Origin of the sequence: Streptomyces sp. TN58, assembly GCF_001941845.1 — a bacterium.
Lineage (GTDB): Bacteria > Actinomycetota > Actinomycetes > Streptomycetales > Streptomycetaceae > Streptomyces.
This window is the reverse complement of record NZ_CP018870.1, coordinates 7,519,226-7,536,984: the sequence shown is the minus strand read 5'-3', so window position 1 is coordinate 7,536,984 and position 17,759 is coordinate 7,519,226. Positions and strand designations below refer to the sequence as shown.

14 protein-coding genes and 3 pseudogenes are annotated in these 17,759 nt (G+C 67.4%); 5 read left to right on the top strand and 12 right to left on the bottom strand.

All coding sequences use genetic code 11. The features are described from left to right. Positions 1-143: 143 nt before the first annotated feature. Complete coding sequence (locus tag BSL84_RS36345; protein WP_159393487.1) at positions 144-620, top strand: hypothetical protein; 477 nt, start codon at positions 144-146, stop codon at positions 618-620. 672 nt (positions 621-1,292) lie between these two features. Here BSL84_RS36345 and BSL84_RS34245 read toward each other — a convergent pair. The 3 genes from BSL84_RS34245 to BSL84_RS34235 all read right to left on the bottom strand — a co-directional run bounded on the left by BSL84_RS34245 (position 1,293) and on the right by BSL84_RS34235 (position 4,184). After that, positions 1,293-1,826, bottom strand: a complete 534-nt coding sequence (locus BSL84_RS34245) for an SMI1/KNR4 family protein (protein WP_075969503.1) — start codon at positions 1,824-1,826, stop codon at positions 1,293-1,295. Between the two features lie 343 nt (positions 1,827-2,169). Beyond that, positions 2,170-3,267, bottom strand: a complete 1,098-nt coding sequence (locus BSL84_RS34240; protein ID WP_075969504.1) for a PASTA domain-containing protein — start codon at positions 3,265-3,267, stop codon at positions 2,170-2,172. 326 nt (positions 3,268-3,593) lie between these two features. After that, positions 3,594-4,184 (bottom strand): PASTA domain-containing protein, encoded by a 591-nt coding sequence (locus tag BSL84_RS34235; protein WP_159393488.1) that lies wholly within the window; start codon positions 4,182-4,184, stop codon positions 3,594-3,596. A gap of 250 nt (positions 4,185-4,434) precedes the next feature. Here BSL84_RS34235 and BSL84_RS34230 point away from each other — a divergent pair. Then, positions 4,435-5,280, top strand: a pseudogene (locus tag BSL84_RS34230) (IS5 family transposase); the annotation flags it as partial. A gap of 468 nt (positions 5,281-5,748) precedes the next feature. On the opposite strand, the gene BSL84_RS34225 reads toward BSL84_RS34230, so the two are convergent. Further along, positions 5,749-6,132: a hypothetical protein gene (locus tag BSL84_RS34225; RefSeq protein ID WP_075969506.1), complete on the bottom strand. Its 384-nt coding sequence runs from the start codon at positions 6,130-6,132 to the stop codon at positions 5,749-5,751. Between the two features lie 213 nt (positions 6,133-6,345). On the opposite strand from BSL84_RS34225, the gene BSL84_RS34220 reads away from it, so the two are divergent. Beyond that, on the top strand, positions 6,346-6,675 hold the full coding sequence (locus tag BSL84_RS34220; RefSeq protein WP_075971903.1) for a hypothetical protein: 330 nt from the start codon (positions 6,346-6,348) through the stop codon (positions 6,673-6,675). On the opposite strand, the pseudogene BSL84_RS34215 reads toward BSL84_RS34220, so the two are convergent. Further along, positions 6,639-7,138 (bottom strand): annotated as a pseudogene (locus BSL84_RS34215) (IS5 family transposase); the annotation flags it as partial. The gene BSL84_RS34220 and the pseudogene BSL84_RS34215 overlap by 37 nt on opposite strands. A 128-nt stretch (positions 7,139-7,266) precedes the next feature. Between BSL84_RS34215 and istA the strand changes: the two are divergent. Together istA and istB are read left to right on the top strand one after the other, a co-directional pair. Next, the gene (gene istA / locus BSL84_RS34210) at positions 7,267-8,685 is read left to right on the top strand and encodes an IS21 family transposase (protein WP_107484686.1); all 1,419 of its coding nucleotides are present in this window, start codon (positions 7,267-7,269) and stop codon (positions 8,683-8,685) included. Next, positions 8,682-9,455, top strand: coding sequence for an IS21-like element helper ATPase IstB (gene istB / locus BSL84_RS34205; protein WP_075969508.1), 774 nt, complete (start codon positions 8,682-8,684; stop codon positions 9,453-9,455). Before istA ends, istB begins: the two co-directional genes overlap by 4 nt. Positions 9,456-9,466: 11 nt before the next feature. On the opposite strand, the gene BSL84_RS37705 is transcribed toward istB, so the two are convergent. The 7 genes and pseudogenes from BSL84_RS37705 to BSL84_RS34170 all read right to left on the bottom strand — a co-directional run bounded on the left by BSL84_RS37705 (position 9,467) and on the right by BSL84_RS34170 (position 17,730). After that, positions 9,467-9,943: a hypothetical protein gene (locus BSL84_RS37705; protein WP_324616570.1), complete on the bottom strand. Its 477-nt coding sequence runs from the start codon at positions 9,941-9,943 to the stop codon at positions 9,467-9,469. Positions 9,944-10,019: 76 nt separating this feature from the next. After that, a pseudogene (locus tag BSL84_RS37700) lies at positions 10,020-10,106 on the bottom strand (hypothetical protein); the annotation flags it as partial. 71 nt (positions 10,107-10,177) lie between these two features. Further along, positions 10,178-13,186 (bottom strand): AAA family ATPase, encoded by a 3,009-nt coding sequence (locus tag BSL84_RS34195; protein WP_075969509.1) that lies wholly within the window; start codon positions 13,184-13,186, stop codon positions 10,178-10,180. 1 nt (position 13,187) lies between these two features. Beyond that, a complete protein-coding gene (locus BSL84_RS34190; RefSeq protein WP_075969510.1) occupies positions 13,188-14,387 on the bottom strand; it encodes an exonuclease SbcCD subunit D in 1,200 nt (399 codons plus the stop codon). A gap of 270 nt (positions 14,388-14,657) precedes the next feature. Then, on the bottom strand, positions 14,658-16,487 hold the full coding sequence (locus BSL84_RS34180; RefSeq protein WP_030035897.1) for an ATP-dependent nuclease: 1,830 nt from the start codon (positions 16,485-16,487) through the stop codon (positions 14,658-14,660). Between the two features lie 314 nt (positions 16,488-16,801). Beyond that, positions 16,802-17,428, bottom strand: coding sequence for an IS3 family transposase (locus tag BSL84_RS35885; protein WP_107484688.1), 627 nt, complete (start codon positions 17,426-17,428; stop codon positions 16,802-16,804). Continuing rightward, the gene (locus BSL84_RS34170) at positions 17,425-17,730 is read right to left on the bottom strand and encodes a transposase (protein ID WP_199838688.1); all 306 of its coding nucleotides are present in this window, start codon (positions 17,728-17,730) and stop codon (positions 17,425-17,427) included. The genes BSL84_RS35885 and BSL84_RS34170 overlap by 4 nt, the downstream gene beginning before the upstream one ends. Positions 17,731-17,759: the final 29 nt, after the last annotated feature.

Genomic DNA, 17,759 nt, shown 5'->3' with positions numbered 1-17,759 from the left:
GCGAGCGGTCGCAGACTCCGGCGGCGCGAGCCGGTCGGCGTTCGTTCGACCGCGCGGCCGTCGCCGAGCGTCGATACGGAGGGTCGTCATGTCTTGTCGCGATCGCGCGCGCGGGGCTTCTCGGGGCCTGGCAAGCTGGTCGGATGGCCAAAGTCTGCTGGAGCGCGGAGCGTTCCACGAACGTCGAGTACGCCTCGTTTCGTGTGGGTGCGTTCTCGCTGCTGGACGACACCGTGATGGAGCAGCTTCCCCCGGCTGCCGGGGGTTTGGCGGTCGGCGAGTACGCGGTCGGGATCGGCAGCTTGGTGCACACGCACTTCGATGTGGATGTCCTGGTGGAGGTCTGGGACGAGGCGCCGCCCGTCTTGGCCGGGCAGGAGCCGCTGGGTGAGGCGTCGATCGCGGTGCGCAGCGGTATCTTCGCCGTGTACGACTTCTGGGGTGCGCCGCGGGGCGAGCCGATCCCTCTCGGCGGGCCGGCCCGGTACGCGCTGCGGGTGTACCGGTTCCCGATGAAACGGCCGGGAGCCGTGGGCGGGGCGGAGGGGCTGGAGACGTACGCGGTTCATGTGTGGCAGGCCGCTGGCGAGGCCGGGGGCCCGCCTGTGCTGCTGGAGTAGAGGTCGGTCGCTTTCGCTTCGCGGCCTGGACCCGCTCGTCGCGGTGGAAGTCCTTGTGGAGGGCCGGACTGCGAGGTTGTGGTTCTTGGCGATGTAGCGGACGGAGTAGTTGCCGTCACCGGCGCCGCCGCCCTCGCAGGCTGTCAGCGGAATCTGGGCGCTCGCAGCGGTACCAGGCGCGGAGGCTCGCCTTGACGGATTCCGCCTACGGTGGCCTCAGCGCCCTCTTGGATGGAGCCGCGAAGGAGGTCATTCTATGGATTCTGTGGAAGGCTGGGAGCGTACGTTGTGGCAGCGTTGATGTGCTCGGCAGCTTCGAAGGAGCGAGCTGCCGGTAGTTGTCGGCAAGGTTGAGTTGGGTAGAAGCCGACGATGTGGAGACTGGCGCGTGCGCCTGGACGCGCTTCCTCCGGGGCCGCGCCCTGCGACCAGACGTACGGCCCATGGCAGCGTTGGATGGTCGCCCGGTAGATCAAACCTTTCGTTTTGCTTGGGGGTGTGAGACCGCCGATCCGTCTCCCGGACCTGATCACGCTCCAAGGGACGTGGCAGCAGGCCTACGCCGAACTCGCTCAGGGCCCCGCTGGCCGGTACGGCCGCGCTGTGGCAGCGGCTGATCACTCGGCCTCCGTCCAGGCCGAGGTGTCCGTGTCAGCAGAGCGGGCTACTTCGTCACGCCGGACTGAGGCGGCGGAATTTGTGGGAGGCGAGGGGGAACGATGAGGAGAGGATGTTGGACTTCAACTCTCCGGTGAGTGCGGACGCAAGGAATTGCGTGCACGACACGGAGTAGTGTTCCCAACGGGGGCCCCTCGCCTCGTTCACCATGACAGTCCATTCGTTCGGCTCAACGCCCGGAAGAACGAGCCAGTAGAGGCATTCTCCGTTGTCTGTGGTCGCCCATGGGACAACTACGGATCCTTCGGTCTCCAGTTCTGCCGGCCTCTTTTCGAACGTCCAGAGATCTTGCAGGTCTCGGAACTGGTACTCGGCCCACTTGAGGAGGTCGTAGTGCCTGTTGGGGCAGCCGGGCTCCAGGATATAGAGGTAGTCGTCCCAGTTGCTTCCTCCGTAGACGCTGATGAGCTCCTTGTAGTCGTTGGGGAGCTCTACCGCGAGGGTGCGTTCGACTTCGCTCCACGCCTTGTCGCGGGGCTGGCTCGGCGCAGGGGCGATTTCGAGCAGACGTGCGAGGGCGTTGCTCACGGGGAGGTCCTGTTCCTAAGGGTTGGCAAGTCCGGACGGACGGGATGGCAGTGGCCGGAAGGTGTTTTCTGGGGGCAGCCGAGCCTGGTCCTCCGCTATACGGTGCGCCGTTGCATGGGCCGCCTGGGTGGGCACGGCTCGCGTGCACCTTCGAAGAGGCCGGCCCACCAGGCGGCCAGTCCGGATAGGGGGGCCTATCGTTGGGCGTGACATGGTTACTCGTCAAGAACAGGCGAGGCGAGACCAGCAGCCAGCTCGCCCGGCTCTTTGTGCACCACGCGCCCGACCGCCCGAAGAGGGCCCCCTCCGGCTGGGCGGCCGGAGGGGCCCTTCGAGGTGCAGGCTACTGGCGCCAGCGGTTCTGACCGGGGCCCTTGCAGGTGTACGTCTTCCCGTTCGCCGTACCGACCGCTCCGCCCGGCGAGCAGAACGCCCCCGGATGCACGGTCTTCGCACCGCCGCCTGTCGACCCGCTTGAGCTCGACGAATCGTCATGTCCCGTTGAGGTCCCGGGGCGCTCGTAGTCGGGATCGTTCGCCGGGATCTGGTACGTGGTGCCCTTCGTGGCCGGACAGCTCTTCACCAGGGACGCCTCGCTCCACCTGCCCAGATCTAGACGGACCGTGGTGGTCGAGGTGACCTTGCCGTCCTTGCCCGGGTCCTGGAAGCAGACGTGCCACTCCTCACCGTCCTTCGCGGCCTGCTCCGCAGTGGGCGTGTCCGTGTCGAGGTAGACGTCCTCCAGCGACACCCGCTCCAGCGGCACGCCCGCCGCCTTGAGATCCGCCATCGCCTTGTTGTAGGTGGCGCCCACCACGTTAGGCATCACCGGCCACGGCAGCGCACCGCCGTCCTCCTTCGGACACGGCTCGCCCTCCTTGACCACGGAGAAGTCCACGCCCTTCTTCCCGCCGGCCAGGTCGGAGACCTTCTGGAAGCACACTGTCCAGTTCCCAGCGAGGACGACCCCGCGGGCCTCGCTGGAGGCGTCACGGTTGCCGACCGTGTATCCGGCAGCCTCGGCGCCCTTGCGTGCCTCGGTCAGCGCCTTGCCCGTGTAGTCCGACAGCTGCGGCACAGCCGCCGGGGCGGGCGTCTCCGATGCCTTCGACGTGGCAGCCGTCGTCGGCGTCGCTGCGGCCTTCGCGTCGTCCTTCTTCTTCACCGGGTGCGCGATGCCGGCCACGATCAGGCAGAGCATCAGGGTGCCGACCGTTGCGGCGATCCGCTGCCACACCTGCCACGGATGCCTCAACCCGCCCGTGCTGATCCAGATCATGGCGATGGACGCGAACATGAGGAGTATGCCGAGCCCCTGGGCGATCGCCATGATGACGGCGGCCGCGCCGATGAATCCGAGACGGACTCCCGAAGTCTGCCACCAGGGGCGTATCGGGGCCGGTGGAGGGGTGTACGGGTAGGGCGGCTGGCCATAGGCCACTGCAGACTCCTCGGTAACAGAAAGCGTCAATGTGACTGACGGATCGTAGCGATGAGGACCAACGGCGTCCGCCGCGCCCGGCATGCGGGCCATCCGCCCACGGGACGCAGGCCAGAACATCATTTGCCAGCGAGGCCGGGCGAGCGAGTAGCGCCGTGGTTCACCGCCGCCGCTCCTGGCCGCTGCGGCGCAAGCGCTCCGTCCACCGCACGCGGCGAGTGGACGGCTGGGTTTACCCGCCCCTGCCCCGCTGGTGGCTCGCGGGTCCTCAGCCGCCGCGCTGCCGACGGCTGCACGACGGTGGCCGTCACCATGAGCAGGGGACGTTAAGGGCAGTCCTCGCCGAACTTGACCACGCCGACTGAGACCTTTTCAGTGATGGGGACGGCCTTGTTCTTCGGGTCTTGGTCGCAAATCTTCCAGTTGGTCAGGAGCAGTACCGTACGTCCCTGGCCGCTGACATCGTGGAACGAAGTGGCCTTGTAGCCGTCGGCGAACCCTGCTGTTTTGAGGGCTTCTACGAGCAGGTCACCGGACTTGCCTGTCATGTCAGGGACTTGCGCCGTCTGCGGTGCTGCTTCCTGCATCGGCTCGGGAGCCTTGGCCACCACGGGCGGGGGCGCGGTGACCGTGACGGTCGCGGTGACCGTGACGGTGACGGTCGGGGCGGGTTTGGCCTCGGCGGGCTTGGCGTCGGAAGGTGAGACCGCGGCGGCGAACATCGTGGCTATCAGGAAGAGGGCGATCATGCCCCCGCACCCGAGGACGGTCTTCTGCTTGGCGTTGAGCTGGCTGTCGGGCTTGCCAGGGCCGTTCGCCAGCTGCGGGGTGAACGGCTGGCCGGCCTCCGACGCTGCGGAAGCGGGCACATCATCGGGCCGCTGAGGGTGGCCGGGGGCAGGTGTGGGCGCAGTCATGGATTGCTCCTGTGGCAAGTGAGAGGGAAGCCCCAACTTGGTGCGGTGAAGTGGGGTTCTCACACTGCCGGGAGCTGGCGGCGCTCAACATACACGTTGAATACCGAACAACACCAGATCACGCAGCCACCGCAGCGGCACGTCTAAGAGGGCGGTTCGTGAGGTCTTGAGTGGCTTTGTCGTCGCCTGATGGTATGGGTGCAGGGCGGAATCCGCCGGTCCGCAGCCGGGGGCCTGCTGGTGTGATGATGTGAGTGAACGCAAGCCGTACCCGAGCGACTTATCGGACGAGCAGTGGGCGTTGATCGAGCCGGTGATCACCGCGTGGAAGGACCGGCATCGCTCTGTCAGCGGTCACCAGGGTGCCTACGCGATGCGGGAGATCGTCAACGCGATCCTCTACCAGGGCCGGACCGGCTGCCAGTGGGCCTACCTCCCGCACGACGTGCCGCCGAAGAGCGCGACGTACTACTACTTCGCCGCCTGGCGGGACGACGGCACCGACCAGGTCATCCACGAGCTCCTGCGCTGCCAGGTCCGTGAACGAGCTCGCCGATTAGAGGATCCGATTCTGGTGGTGCTGGACACCCAGAGTGTCCACGCGGCCGCTGGGGTCCCTGCGGCCACGACCGGCCGGGACCCGGCGAAGAGGGTGCCGGGCCGCAAGCGGGGACTGGCCGTGGACGTGCTGGGCCTGGTCATCGCCGTCATCGTCCTGGCCGCGAACACCCACGACAACGCAGCCGGCATCGCCCTGCTGGACCAGGTCGCCGAGCACACCGGCGGCACTGTCCGCAGAGCCCTGGTCGACCAGGGCTTCAAGACGGCCGTGGTCGCTCACGGCACCGCGCTCGGCATCGACGTGGAGATCGTCGAACGCAACCCGCAGGAGAGGGGGTTCGTCCCGCAGCCGAAGCGGCGGAGGGTCGAGCAGACCTACGGAATCCTGATACTGCACCGGCGCCTGGTCCGCGACTACGAGCACCGCCCTGCCTCCTCGGCATCCCGCGTCTACTGGGCGATGACCCAGGTCATGGCCCGACGGCTCACCAACGCGAACACCCCCAGCTGGCGTGATCCCGCAGGCGGTGGCAGCGTGAACATCGAGCCCCTCCTCGACGCGCTCGTCGTCCAAGAGGACGCCGCCCGGGCCCTGGCCGACGGCCTCCGCACCCAGATCGAAGAGCTGCACGGCCGACTGCGGGAAGCCGAGATCCACCTCGAACACCTGTCGATTACCCGGAAGACCGTCACGGCCCTCGCCGACCGGCTCCCGGCCGCCCCGCCGGACCTGCCCGAGCACCCGGACTACCCCCGCATCCTCGCTGCCTTCAACGAGGCCACCAGCCCGCTCCGGGCCCGCGATGTCTGCGAAGCCCTCGACCACGAACTGCTGCAAAAGAACATCGAGGGCACCCGCGCCAAGCTGAAACGCCTGGTCAAGCTCGACATCCTTGCCGAGGTCGACACCGGCAGCTTCACCAGGAAGCAGCAGGCTGCCGGGCACCACGACCAGCAGCTGTGACCCCGACCGATCGGCCACCCCGGATCGGCGCCCCTCTTGCTACCAGATCCACATCCCGCCGAGGACAGAAGCCCGACCGCTCTCGTCGACGTCGACCATGTGGGCGGCCTCGGGACCGCCGCTTGAATCGGAGTCCAGCGGGATGACGAAGCGGTGCTCTCCGAAGTCCAGGGCGAGAATCCGGTCCGGATCCAGTTCATAGCCGTCGACGGTCTCGCCGATGTAGCAGCGCATGAGCTCCAACGACCCTGGTGCGGGAAAGCTCCACTCGCGGCCCCCGTACACCCCCGAGGGGTCGCTCAAGGCCCGCAGAATCGGTCCATCGAAGTGCAGCTCGACGTAGTCGCGCACGAAAGACACGTCGCTGACCTCCAAGCCCATCAGCAGCTGGAGCGGGTCGTCCGAGTCGTTCGCATGAGTCACAAGCCCATGCTGCCAGAGGCCTCCGCCCGCCCTATCACGCGTCCGCCCACTGGCCGGCTCGGAACCGGAACGACCAACTACAGGTCGACATCACAGCAGCCCCCTCCCAGCCTCACCCGGCAATGGACATCAGCTCACGAACCGCCCTCTAAGAACTCCTAACGGAATGACCTCATAGCGCCTGTTGGTGAGCACGGTTGGTACTGTCCGACCGTGACTTTGACTGACCTGCGGGATGGCTTTCGCGATGATGACCAGCGGCAGTGCGTCCAAGCAGTCGTTCACAGTCGACTCGCGGATGACCGGGAGCCGCAGGAGTGTCGCTACTTGATGCGCTTCTGGTGGCAGCTGAGCATGCCGTACCAGGAAGTTTCGCTTGAGGAGCTGCGCCTGAACGTCGGCAGGCAGAAGCTGGACGCCCTCATGGAGCTGATCAGCGCCATCCGGTCCTCCCACGACGAGATCGATGCGTGGCTTGCTGATGCGGAGAAGACGTTTCCGGTGATTCAGGACCGCGGCTTCAGCTCAGACCGCAGCGACTGAGGCACGAGCTTCGTCAGGCGCCGCCAGCAGATGATGCAGCAGGCGAGCTTGAAAAAGGCTTCATGGATGTCATCGCGGATCTCCCACCGGATTGCAGGCGGCGGAACCAGTGCAGATGGGCGAATGCGCGCTCCACGACCCAGCGGCGGGTGCCGAGCCCGGAACCGTGCTCGGTCCCGCGGCGGGCGATCACCGGTTTCACCCCAAGCTCCCACACGAGACGGCGGTACTTGTCGTGGTCGTACCCGCGGTCACCGAGCCCGACGTCCGGGCGACGCCGGGGCCGGCCGCGTTTGCCCCGCACCGACGGAACGGCTTCGAGTAGCGGAACGAGCTGGGTCACGTCATTGCGGTTGCCCCCAGTCAAGGTGACAGCGAGCGGGATGCCGGTGGCATCGGTGATCAAGTGGTGCTTGCTGCCCGTTCTACCCCGGTCGACAGGGCTTCGTCCGGTCTTGGAGCCCCTTTGTCGGCGTACAGGTGGACGTGCGCCACCTCGTACGAGGGAAGGTGCTCCGTTTTCGGGGCGGTGACGGGGTGCTGGCGTGAGGCTGTTGTCGTCCGTTCGGGACGGCAAGGAGGCGTCTGGCAGTGGTCTTGGACCCACATCGCTGGCTGGAGTTGAGGCGGTTCCGCCCGCTGTATGCGTCTGGTGCGATGAGCCTGCGGGAGATCGCGAAGGAGACCGGGCTGAACCGGCGGACGGTCAGCAAGTATCTGAAGAATCCGGCGTCGGCGGGGCTGCCCAGGCGGGAGTCCGATGGCCGTCAGCCGCGGCGGGTCGTGGACGAGATCGCGCCTCTCATCGACGCGATGCTCAGGTCCGAGGTGCTCCTGAAGGGGTCGGTGATCCACGAGCGCCTGGTCGCGGATTACGGGGTCGCGATCAACTACCAGCGGGTGAAGATCTATCTGCAGGAGGCCCGGCCGCGGATCGCGGAGGAGTTGGGTATCAGCCCGGGCGAGCTGGCGGGTCTGCACCGGCGTTTCGAGGTGGTTCCCGGTGCTCAGGCCCAGGTCGACTGGGGTGATGAGGGCAGGGTCCTCGCTCATGTCGGGATCCCGAAGGTCTACTCGTTCCATATGACGCTGTCGTACTCGCGTGATCCTTTCTGCTGCTTCACCACCAGCCAGGATCTCGCGACGTTCTTCGACTGCCACCGCCAGGCCTTCGCGCACTTCGCGGGGGTGCCGATGAGCATCGTCTACGACCGCACGAAGACGGTCGTGCGCCGGCACGTCGCCCCGGGTGAGGCCGTTCCGCTGCATCCGGAGGCGGTCGCGTTCGCCGGCCACTACGACTACGACATCGACGTGCTGGCGGCCTACCGGCCGCAGGGCAAGGGCAGGGTCGAGCGCCAGGTGAACATCGTCCGCGATCATGTCCTGGCGGGCCGGGCCTTCTCCTCGCTCGAGGAGATGAACGCCGCCTTCGCGGCTTGGGTGCCGTTGCGGCGGGCGAAGGTCCATTCCACCCACGGCGAGGTCATCGGCCATCGGGCCGCTCGCGATCACACAGCCCTGCGGCCACTGCCGGGAACTCCGTATGTGGTTGCCCAGCGGCATCTGCGGCACGTCGGCAAGGACTGTCTGGTTGCTTTCGATGCGAACCTCTACTCGGTGCCCGCCCGCAAGGTCCGCCCTCGCCAGCTGGTCGAGGTCCGGGCGACGAAATCGCAGGTCAGTCTGCATTCCACCGTCCCCGATGCTGGCGGGCTGACGCTGCTGGCCGTTCATGCGCGGGCAGTCGGCCGCGGAGCCCACGTCGTCGACGAGACGCACTGGGACGGTCTGCCCACCGGCGCCGGCCGCCGTGTCACCACTGGCGACGCTCTGCCTTCTCCCCGCCGCGGCCGGCCGACAGGTTCGCAGACCGGACCGCTGCAGGCTCTTCTCAGCAGGTCTGCCGCCGCTCACGTCGAGGTCGGCCGCCGCCCGCTGTCGGTCTATGACGAGCTGACCGGCACCCGGCCTTTCAATCCGCCCGCCCCGACCAAGGACGCCCGTTGAGCGAGCTGACCAGCACCCGCATCCGCACCACCGCCACCCGCCTCGGGCTGCCGCACCTGGCCGAAGCCCTGAGCCATTACATCCAGCGGGCCGACGAGGCGAAGATGGGCTACCTCGACCTGCTTGACCTGGTCCTCTCCGAGGAACTTGCGGTCCGTGACGACCGCCGCTTCCGCAACGGCCTGCGGCTGTCGAAGCTCCCGCACCACAAGACCATCGAGGACTACGACTTCTCGTTCCAGCCCGAACTCGACCCGCGCAAGGTCAAGGACCTGGCCACCTTGTCCTTCGTTGAGGACAAGGCCAACGTCGCCCTGCTCGGGCCACCCGGTGTCGGCAAGACCCACATCGCCGTCGCACTCGCGGTCGCGGCATGCCGAGCGGGCTACTCGATCTACTTCACCAGCCTCGACGACATGGTCCGCCACCTCAAGGCCGCCGAGGACCAGGGCCGGCTGATGAGCAAGCTCACCAGCTACCTCCGCCCCGCGGTCCTCGTGGTCGACGAAGTCGGCTACCAGCCACTCGAGCGAACCGAGGCCAACCTGGTCTTCCAGGTCATCTCCAAGCGCTACGAGAAGGGCTCGATCATCCTCACCTCGAACAAGACCTTCGGCGAATGGGGCCAGGTCTTCGGCGACGAAGTCCTCGCCACTGCAATCCTCGACCGGCTCCTGCACCACTGCGAGGTCGTCTCCATCAACGGCAACAGCTACCGCCTCAAGAACCGGCTGGCCGCCATCGAACGAGACCGCAACGACGCAGCCTGAAGGCAGCCTCCCTATCGGCCGGACACCTCGAGGGCCGGTCCGCCTTGCTCTTCCTCAGCCCTCTTCAAAGCTCTGATTTCACGGCGGCGCCAACGTGTGACAGCCGCAACGGCGACCGCCCCACCCAGCAGGGTGACCAGAGGAATGCCCCAAACCGCGGCCATGAACAGGTTTCCGAGTGATTCCATGACGCCCCCTTTCGACGGGACCTTACTCGCTCCCTGAAGCGGCTTCGGCGGCAAGGATTGGTGCACAGATCTCCGTACTGGGTTGAGCACTCTCACGAGTACGCCGACAGTCGCGTCGCCGGCGGTGAGGGCGGTCAGTTCGGCGGGGTCGGTGGTCAGCGGGATGTCGGTGCCGACCGGTTCGTGGTCGAGGGCCTGGCGGGCCGAGCACACCGCCACAGTGGTGCCCTTGCGGCCGGCCAGACGCCAGGAACGGATCGTCTGCGACAGCAGGTCCACTGTCGGCAGCAGCACCAGCACACGGCCACGGGGGGGCAATACGGGCGGTGGTACGGGCGGCAATGAGGGTCTTGCCGGTGCCGCAGGCCGCGATCACGCTCGCGCGGGCGTAATCGCGGAACGTGGCGGTCGCGGCGGCGACGGCTTCCTTCTGGTGGGGCCGCAGCTCGATATCGGAAGCCATGAAGGTGTGCTGCTCCGTGGAGTTCGGCTGGACGGGGGCGGACAAGGCGCCCCGCCCTGTCAGGGTGCAGGTTATTCGGCTGCTTCGGTCAGGTGGGCGAGGGTGGATCCAGCGGGGCTTTTACGGACGTGCAGGCGGTGAGTGATGCGGCGGCGCAGTTCGGGGACGTGGCTGATGACGCCGACGGTGCGGTCGTGGGCACGCAGGGAGTCCAGGACATCGAGGACCTTGTGGAGGGTGTCTTCGTCGAGAGTGCCGAAGCCTTCATCGATGAAGAGAGTGTCCAGGGGGTTGCCGCCGGCTTCGTGGGTGACGACGTCGGCCAGGCCAAGGGCGAGGGACAGGGAGGCGAAGAAGGATTCGCCGCCGGAGAGTGTGTCGGTCTTGCGGGGACGGCCGGTCCAGGAGTCGGTGATCTCCAGTCCGAGGCCGGAGCGGGCGCCGCGGGCGGCTTGGTGATCGGAGTGGGAGAGGTTGTAGCGGCCTTCGGACATGATGTGCAGGCGGGTGTTGGCGGCGGTGACGACTTCTTCGAGGCGGGCTGCCAGGACGTAGGCCTCCAGCTGCATGCGCACCCGGGCGCTGGGTGAGTTGCCGGTGACGAGTTCGGCCAGGTGGCGGGCGGTGAGGTGCGCCTGCTCGAGCGGTTGCAGGCGCTGGATGGCGGTGCCGAGGTTGGCGGCAAGGGCGGTGAGGGCCTGGCTGCGGGTGTGGGCGGCACTGGCGGCGGCGGCGGCCTCGGCGTGCTGGTCATCCGCGGTGGCCCTTGCAGCCGTGGCGGCGTCGAGGTTGGCGGAAGGCTGTGCGGCGGCCTGCTGCAGTGCCGGGTTGTCCAGGACTGCGGTGTGCGCGGCACATGCCTCGCGCCACTGAGTGATCTCTTCTTCTATGGCGCGCAGGTCTTCGTCGTTGAGCAGGGCCTGCTGGGCGAGTGCCAGGGTGTCGAAGCCCTGGTCCTTGGCGGCGAGGGTGGCCTGGTCGGTGCGGTGCGCGAGGGTCTGGACGGCGGCGGCGAGGCTGCGGGAGGCCTCGGCGGTCTCTTTGAGGCGGTGGGCGGTGCGGGTGAGGTCGTCGGCGTGGGCGGCGACAGTGGGATAGGTGCCGCGGGCCGCGGTGAGCTTGGCCGTCAGCTCGGTGAGCTGCTGGGTGAGGGTGTCGTAGTGGGCGTTGCGGGCGGACAGGCCGGCCGTGGCGGTGCTGTGTTGCTGGGTCTGGGCCGTGTGCTCGCCGTCGAGTGCGAGGAGTTCTTCTTGGACGGTGCCCTGGTCTGCAGCGCGGTCCAGGACGTCGGTCAACTCCGTGGTGAGCGTGGTGTGCTGGGTCTGGAGGTCGGTCAGGGGGGTGTCGCCGGCTTCACCGGCGGCGGTGGCCGCCTGTTCGCGGAGCCCGTGCAGCACGGCCGCGGCGGCTTTCTGGGTGGTCTTGGCCTGCTCGTGGAGGGCTTCCGCGTCCTGCTCGTCCTGGCGTGTGGGCTGCCCGTCCTGGGCAGCGGCGGGCGCCGGGTGGGTACAGGATCCGCAGACCGGGCAGGGCGTGCCGTCGGTGAGGGTGGCGGCAAGTTCGGCGGCCATGCCTTCGGTGCGCCGGCGGCGGATGGTCAGGTAGTCCTGGCCGGTCTGGCCGGTGACCGCTTCTGCATCGGCCAGCTGCTGTTCGGCCTTGGTGACCTTGGCGAGATGCGTGTCGCGGCGCCTGGCTGCTTCGAGGCGGGTTTTGAGGCCGTCCAGGGCGGTCTGGTGGCGGCGGCTTTCTTCTTCGGCCTGGCGGGCGGCTTCTCGCCGGGCTTCGAGGGCGCCGCGCCGGGCGGGCTCGGCTTCGAGCCAGTCCTGGGCTGTGCGTTGCTGGGTGGCGAAGTCCTGCCGTTCGGCGTCGGTGCGCTCCAGCTCGGTGGTCAGCCGGCGGACGGTGTCTTCTTCGGGGATGAGGGTGGTCAGGATGGCAGCTTCGGCGCGAAGACGATGCTCGGCGGTTTCCAGCCGGCTGGCGTCAAGGTCCTTGTGTTCGGGCAACAGGCGCTCGCGGGCGCTGCGTTCAACGCTCTGGGCACGGGTGTGGTCGTGTGCGGCGGTGTCCGCGGCGTGCAGCAGTGGTGCTGCCTGTTGGGCGCGGCGGGCTTGGTCGCGGCGCTGGATGAGTGTGTCCTGGTGCGGTGTCTGTTCCTGGAGCAGGTCGAGTTGCTGCCGTGCGCTGGTGTAGGTGGTTTGCTGCTGGTGGAGTTCGCGGGCCGCGGCTTCGAAGGTCTGCTGTCTGGCCAGGTTCTCCTTGGCCGTTGTGGCTGCTTGGAGTGTCCTGGCGTGGTCGGTGTGGCTGACGCGGAGGAGATCCTGGGCCCAGGCGCGGGCGGGCTCGGTGAGCGTGTTCGGGTCGTCGGGGGTGGGCGCCGTGTACTCGGTTTCCAGGTCGGGTCCGGCTGCCTGGTGGATACGTTCGGCTAGGCGCAGCACGTCGGCGCGGGTGGCGTCGCGGTTCTTCTCGGTGGTGCGGCTGTGGTCGTTCAGCCAGCGCTCGATGAAGGAGAAGCGACCGGTGCGGAAGAGTTTGCCGAGGAGTTCTCGTCGGCCGTGGGCGTCTGCGTGGAGGAACTTGGTGAATTCGTTCTGCGGCAGCAGGACGACCTGGCAGAACTGCTCCCGGCTCATGCCCAGCAGGTCAGTGACCTCGACGGCTGCTTCTTGGTGGGACTTACTGGAAGGTTCCCAGCGGCCCTGCCCGTCGGCGTCGACGGCCCATTCACTGAGCCGGGTTTCTGCTTTCTGGGAGGTCTCGCCTTCACCGGATCGCTTGGGGCGCATCTGGGCGGGGATCCGGTCGATGCGCAGGCGGCGCCCTGCAAGAGTGACTTCGAGGGTGACTTCGGTCAGGAGGCCAGCGGGAGCGTGGTGGCTGCGCAGCAGCAGGTCGCGGTCGCCCGGTGGTTTGCCGTAGAGAGCGAAACAGATGGCCGCGAAGATGGTGCTCTTGCCCGCTCCGGTGTCGCCGTGCAGGAGGAACAGGCCGTCGGCGGATAGTGCGTCGAAGTCGATGGTGTGGGTGCTGGCGAAGGGTCCGAATGCCTGCAGGCGCAGGGTGTGCAAGCGCATGTCAGACGGATTCCTTCTGCTGCTCGTTCAGGCGGGAGGCTTCGACCGCCTGCTGTAGCAGAGCGTGTTCGTCCGGTGTGGGGTCGGTTCCGCGCATGCTGCTGATGAAATCGCTGGCGATGTCGAGGTCGCCGCGGCCCCGGATGCGCTGACTGTAAGTGGGGGTGTTCGTGGCCTGGGAGGGTATAAAGGCGGGCTTGTGCCTGAGGCTGGCGGTGTGGGGGAAGCGGCGGCGCAGGCGGGCCATGGCCTCGAAGGGCAGGGCCGTGTCGGTGAGGGTGACCTCGAGCCAGGCATCCTTCAGCGGCTCGTGGTCGGGATTGGTCAGGAGGTCTTCCATGAAGCCGGACACACGTTCCAGGCGGAGAGGCACAGGGCAGGGCTGGCGGGTGAGGGCGGGAACGGCATTGGGGGTGAGGTCGACAAGGGTGATCGACTTGGTGTGGCGGGCTTCGGAGAAGGAGTAGGCCAGCGGGGAGCCGCTGTAGTGGATGCGGTCGGTGACACGCTGGGGGCCGTGGAGGTGGCCCAGGGCCACGTAGTCGATCCCGTCGAAGACGTCGGAGCCTACGTGTGCGACACCGCCCACGGCGATTTCGCGTTCGCTGGTGGACTCTTGGCTCTCATCGCGTTCCTCGGGCTGTCCGGTGCCGGAGGTGACGAAGGCGTGCGCAAGGACCACTGACCGGGTACCGGCCGGCTGGTGGTTGGTGAGGTCGGCGTGGATGCGGTCCAGGGCTGCGGTCAGTACTGCGCGGTGGGAGACGGCTTCGGCTTCCAGGCGGTCGCGGACCATCGACGGCTCGAGGTAGGGGATGCCGTACATGGCGACGGGGCCGTCGGCGTCGTCGAAGAGGACCGGGATGTCGCAGGTGTCCGGGTCAGTCCTCAAGTGGATCCCGGCACGGGCGAGGAGCCCGGATCCGACGCCGAGGCGGTGCGCGGAGTCATGGTTTCCGCTGATCATGATGATCGGCACGCCGAGGTCGGCGAGCTGGTGCAGAGCGCGGTTGAACAGGCGCACGGCGTCCAGGCTGGGGATGGCCCGGTCGTAGATGTCTCCTGCGACAAGGATCGCGTCGACATCCTCGGTTCGGGCAGTGTCGACCAGGTGGTCGAGGAAGGCACGCTGGGCGGGGATCAGGTCTTCTGTGTGGAACCGGCGGCCCAGGTGCCAGTCGGATGTGTGGAGAAACCTCATGCGCTTACACCTCGGCTTTGTCGCTCAGCGTGATTGTCAGTGCTCGCAGGGAAGATGGAGAGCGTGGGAAGGAGGAGAGATGCCCTCTCCAAGGTCTGCTCGTGCTGCCTGCGTTCCCTCGCCGGGGGGGTGCAGGTGGTGTGGGATCGATGCTCGGATCCATGCTCGCCAATGGGTGGAATCGGTTGGCTGGCATGTGTGGCAGACGCCGACGGACGAGCAGCGCAAAGAGCGTATGCGGGCGCGTCGTGCACGGCGGTCGGCGCCGGATCAGTGAGCGAGTTCTTGCAGGTGGGTGAAGATGTCCCGTAGCTGCCGGGGCACGTCCTGGGCCGTGGTGAGGGTGCTGGCCAGCCCGTAGACCATGGCGGGTTTGCCGTTGGGGCTGTTGTTTCCGGCTTGGTTTTGGATCATGTCGAGGATACGGGCGCTGAATTTCTTGCCGTCGCGGTGAGCCGTGAAGTCGTGGGCTTGCCAGGTCTGCGGGGCCGGGCGAGGCCAGTGGGTGTTGGCGGCAGTGGCCCACTGCTCGTCGCTGAAGAGTTCTTCCAGCTCGTTGTAGCCGTCGGCTTCTCCGACGTAGGAGACGTGCTTTTCGAGGTCGAGACCGGCGCGCCGGAGGCGTTCGTCTTTGAAGAGTTTGTTGGTGCGGCTGTCTGCGTCCACCATCAGCATCACTGTGCGTTGATGTTTGACGAGGTAGCGGGCCAGGTGCAGGGCTCCCTCGTTGTTCTCGCAACCCCACAGGGCGATACCTGCTGCCTGGAGGGACATGTTCTGGGCCAGGCGGAATAGCAGCGGCAGGCTCTTTTGTTCTGTGTCGCCCTCGACGGCCAGGAAGCAGCGCTCGTGGAGCAGGACGGAGTTGCGCAGACCCAGCGATGCCGCGATCTGGCCCAGGTGGAAATCAATCCCGTCGTGCTGATCGTCATCGAGCCGTTCGACGACGGTGCGCCCGCCAGGTCCAAGGCTCAGGTGGACGACATCGGCGATGTCGACGCCGTCGATGAGGTTCATCGAGTGGGTGGCGACCATGACGCTGACGTGGGGCAGGGCGCACTGCTTGCGGATGATGTCCATGACCGTGCGCTGGTGGCGGTAGTCAAGGTGGGTGTCGGGCTCGTCGTAGACCACGATGGTCTGCGTAGGTTGGGTGTTTCCCTGTTCTGCCGAGGCGGCCAGTTCGGCGTTCTCCAGGAGGTTGCTGGTCCACTCCCATACCGCCAGGGCGATACGGCGTGTGCTGCCCTGCCCGGCGCGCGTCAGGTCGACAGGTTCGCCGTCCGCTCTTGAGACGTGCAGCGGGGCGCCCTGGAAGCCTCCCTTGAAGGAGACCAGGGGTTTCACGTTTACGCTGACGTATTCGGCGCAGTGCTGGCGGATGTGGAGGCACAGGGAGTCGGCTTCCTTCTCCAGCCGCTGGGTGATCTCTCCCTCGATCTCCCGGACGCGGCCCTGAAGAGTCTCGTCCTCCAGGTGCGTCTTGTAGCTGCTACTCAAAGCGGTGCGCACGGCGTCGTCGGGGCTCTCGTCCTTCCCACCGAACGACAAAAGCTGCGGGAGTCGTTCCTCGAGTGTCTTGGGGAGCGGTTGCCACCCTTCGTCCTGGGGCAGCGTCCTGGCGTGTGCCCTCAGCTCTGCCAGCAGATCCTCCTTGAGGTTTCCTGCCGGGGACAGCCCGTATTCGGCAACAAGCGCCGTCAGCGCCGGTTTGAGCAGTCGGCCCAGGTCACGCAACTGCGGGTCGGCGGGCTGGCTGCCGAAATACTCCAGGCAGGTCGCCTCCCCCAGCAGCGAGCGCCGACGGATACGCACACATTCGCCAAGCCCGCTGTGGGCCTGTTCCTCGGCGTCCAGCCGGAACTGGCCCTCCACCCAGGTTTCGGCGCACCGCCGCCCCTTGGAGCCCTCCTCGTCCTGCACATAGGTGCGGTCTTCGTCGGTCAGGCGGTGGGTGCCGAGGAGAAAAGCCAGCGCGGTCAGCACCGCGCTCTTGCCGCCGTCGTTGCGGCCGGCCAGGACGGTGGGCCCGCTGACCGGGATGTCCGTCACCTGGGCTAGGGAGCGGAAACCGCGCGCGGAGTAGCTGTCGAGATACACGGGAGGAGCTGCTCCGTATCTCCCCGTCCAGAGCGGACAGAGGCGTGGCGTGCGGCAAGCGCGGATGCTGATGAGGCACCTGTGCCACTGGCACAGGCCGTCATATTAAATGGCGTTGAACAACTATGGTGTCTTTTGCGTCAGTTGAACCAGCGAGTAGGGTCGAGCCCCCCGCCGTGGGTACGCTCACACCTCTTGCTCAGGCAAGGCATAGGCGGACCGCTTCTTCGCATGCCTGATCGATTTTGGGCAGGGGGTGAATTGGCTCGGATTCGACTATGGGGTCCGACTGATTGGAGGTTCCAGCCCGGGCACTAAGAGGTCATCGCGGCGAAGGCCGAGCACCGGCTGCCCCGGCCCACGATGAGGAGGCGGCGACGGCCCCGGTCGTGGACCTGATGGCCGCGCTGGAGAAGTCCGTCGCCCACGCCCGCGAGCTGCGCGGCGAGACCGACGACAAGGCCGGGGCTGAGGCGACCGTGCACGAGATGCCGGCGCCGAAGAAGAAGGCCGCGAAGAAGGCACCGGCCAAGAAGACCACCACGAAGAGTGTTCACCTCGGCCGCGGTGAAGTCACGGCCGACCAGGTCCGGCGCTTTCGTCGCGGCCGGGTCCGCGACGGTGGTCCGGTGCCGACGACGCAGACGGACCCCCTCGATCCCGATGGTCCGCATGATCCTCGCGACCCGCTTGTGGTTGATCCGTTCGCCCTCGTCGCGGAGCTCGGCCGTGATCCTGGGGGCGCCGTAGGTGCCGTCGGATTCCTCGTGGACCTTGCGTATCCGGGCCGCGAGCCCGGCCTCGGCGGCCTGCCGGGCCGTCCGCGCGGCCGCGGTGCGGCGCCAGTAGTAGAAGCTCGAGCGGGCGATCCTGAGGAGGTCGCAGAGCCGCTTCACACCGAACCGGCGCTGGTGATCGTCAACGAACTGGCAGCGGTTCACCAGCGCGTCTCCCCTGCGAAATACCGGGCCGCCTTGCGGAGGATGTCGCGTTCCTCCTCCAGCTCACGAATCCTCTTCCGGGCGGCAGCCAACTCCGCCTGGACGGCGTCACCACCGGACTGCGCAGCGGCCGGGGGCGTAGAGTGGGCACCGGAACGGCGCCCGTCAGCGGCCCGGATCCAATTCCGCAGCGTCTCGGTGTTCACCCCGAGGTCAGCGGCGACGGACTTGATCGTCGCTCCCGGCCGCGACTGGTACAACGCGACCGCGTCCGCCTTGAACTCGGCGGGATAGTGCTTCATCCCCACAGGGACTCCGTTCTCCTGGACCA

Bases quoted from the DNA above. Each gene is read 5' to 3' on its own strand.
- BSL84_RS36345 (WP_159393487.1), top strand. From the start codon at position 144: ATGGCCAAAGTCTGCTGGAGCGCGGAGCGTTCCACGAACGTCGAGTAC.
- BSL84_RS34235 (WP_159393488.1), bottom strand. From the start codon at position 4,184: ATGACTGCGCCCACACCTGCCCCCGGCCACCCTCAGCGGCCCGATGAT.
- BSL84_RS34195 (WP_075969509.1), bottom strand. From the start codon at position 13,186: ATGCGCTTGCACACCCTGCGCCTGCAGGCATTCGGACCCTTCGCCAGC.
- BSL84_RS34190 (WP_075969510.1), bottom strand. From the start codon at position 14,387: ATGAGGTTTCTCCACACATCCGACTGGCACCTGGGCCGCCGGTTCCAC.
- BSL84_RS34170 (WP_199838688.1), bottom strand. From the start codon at position 17,730: ATGAAGCACTATCCCGCCGAGTTCAAGGCGGACGCGGTCGCGTTGTAC.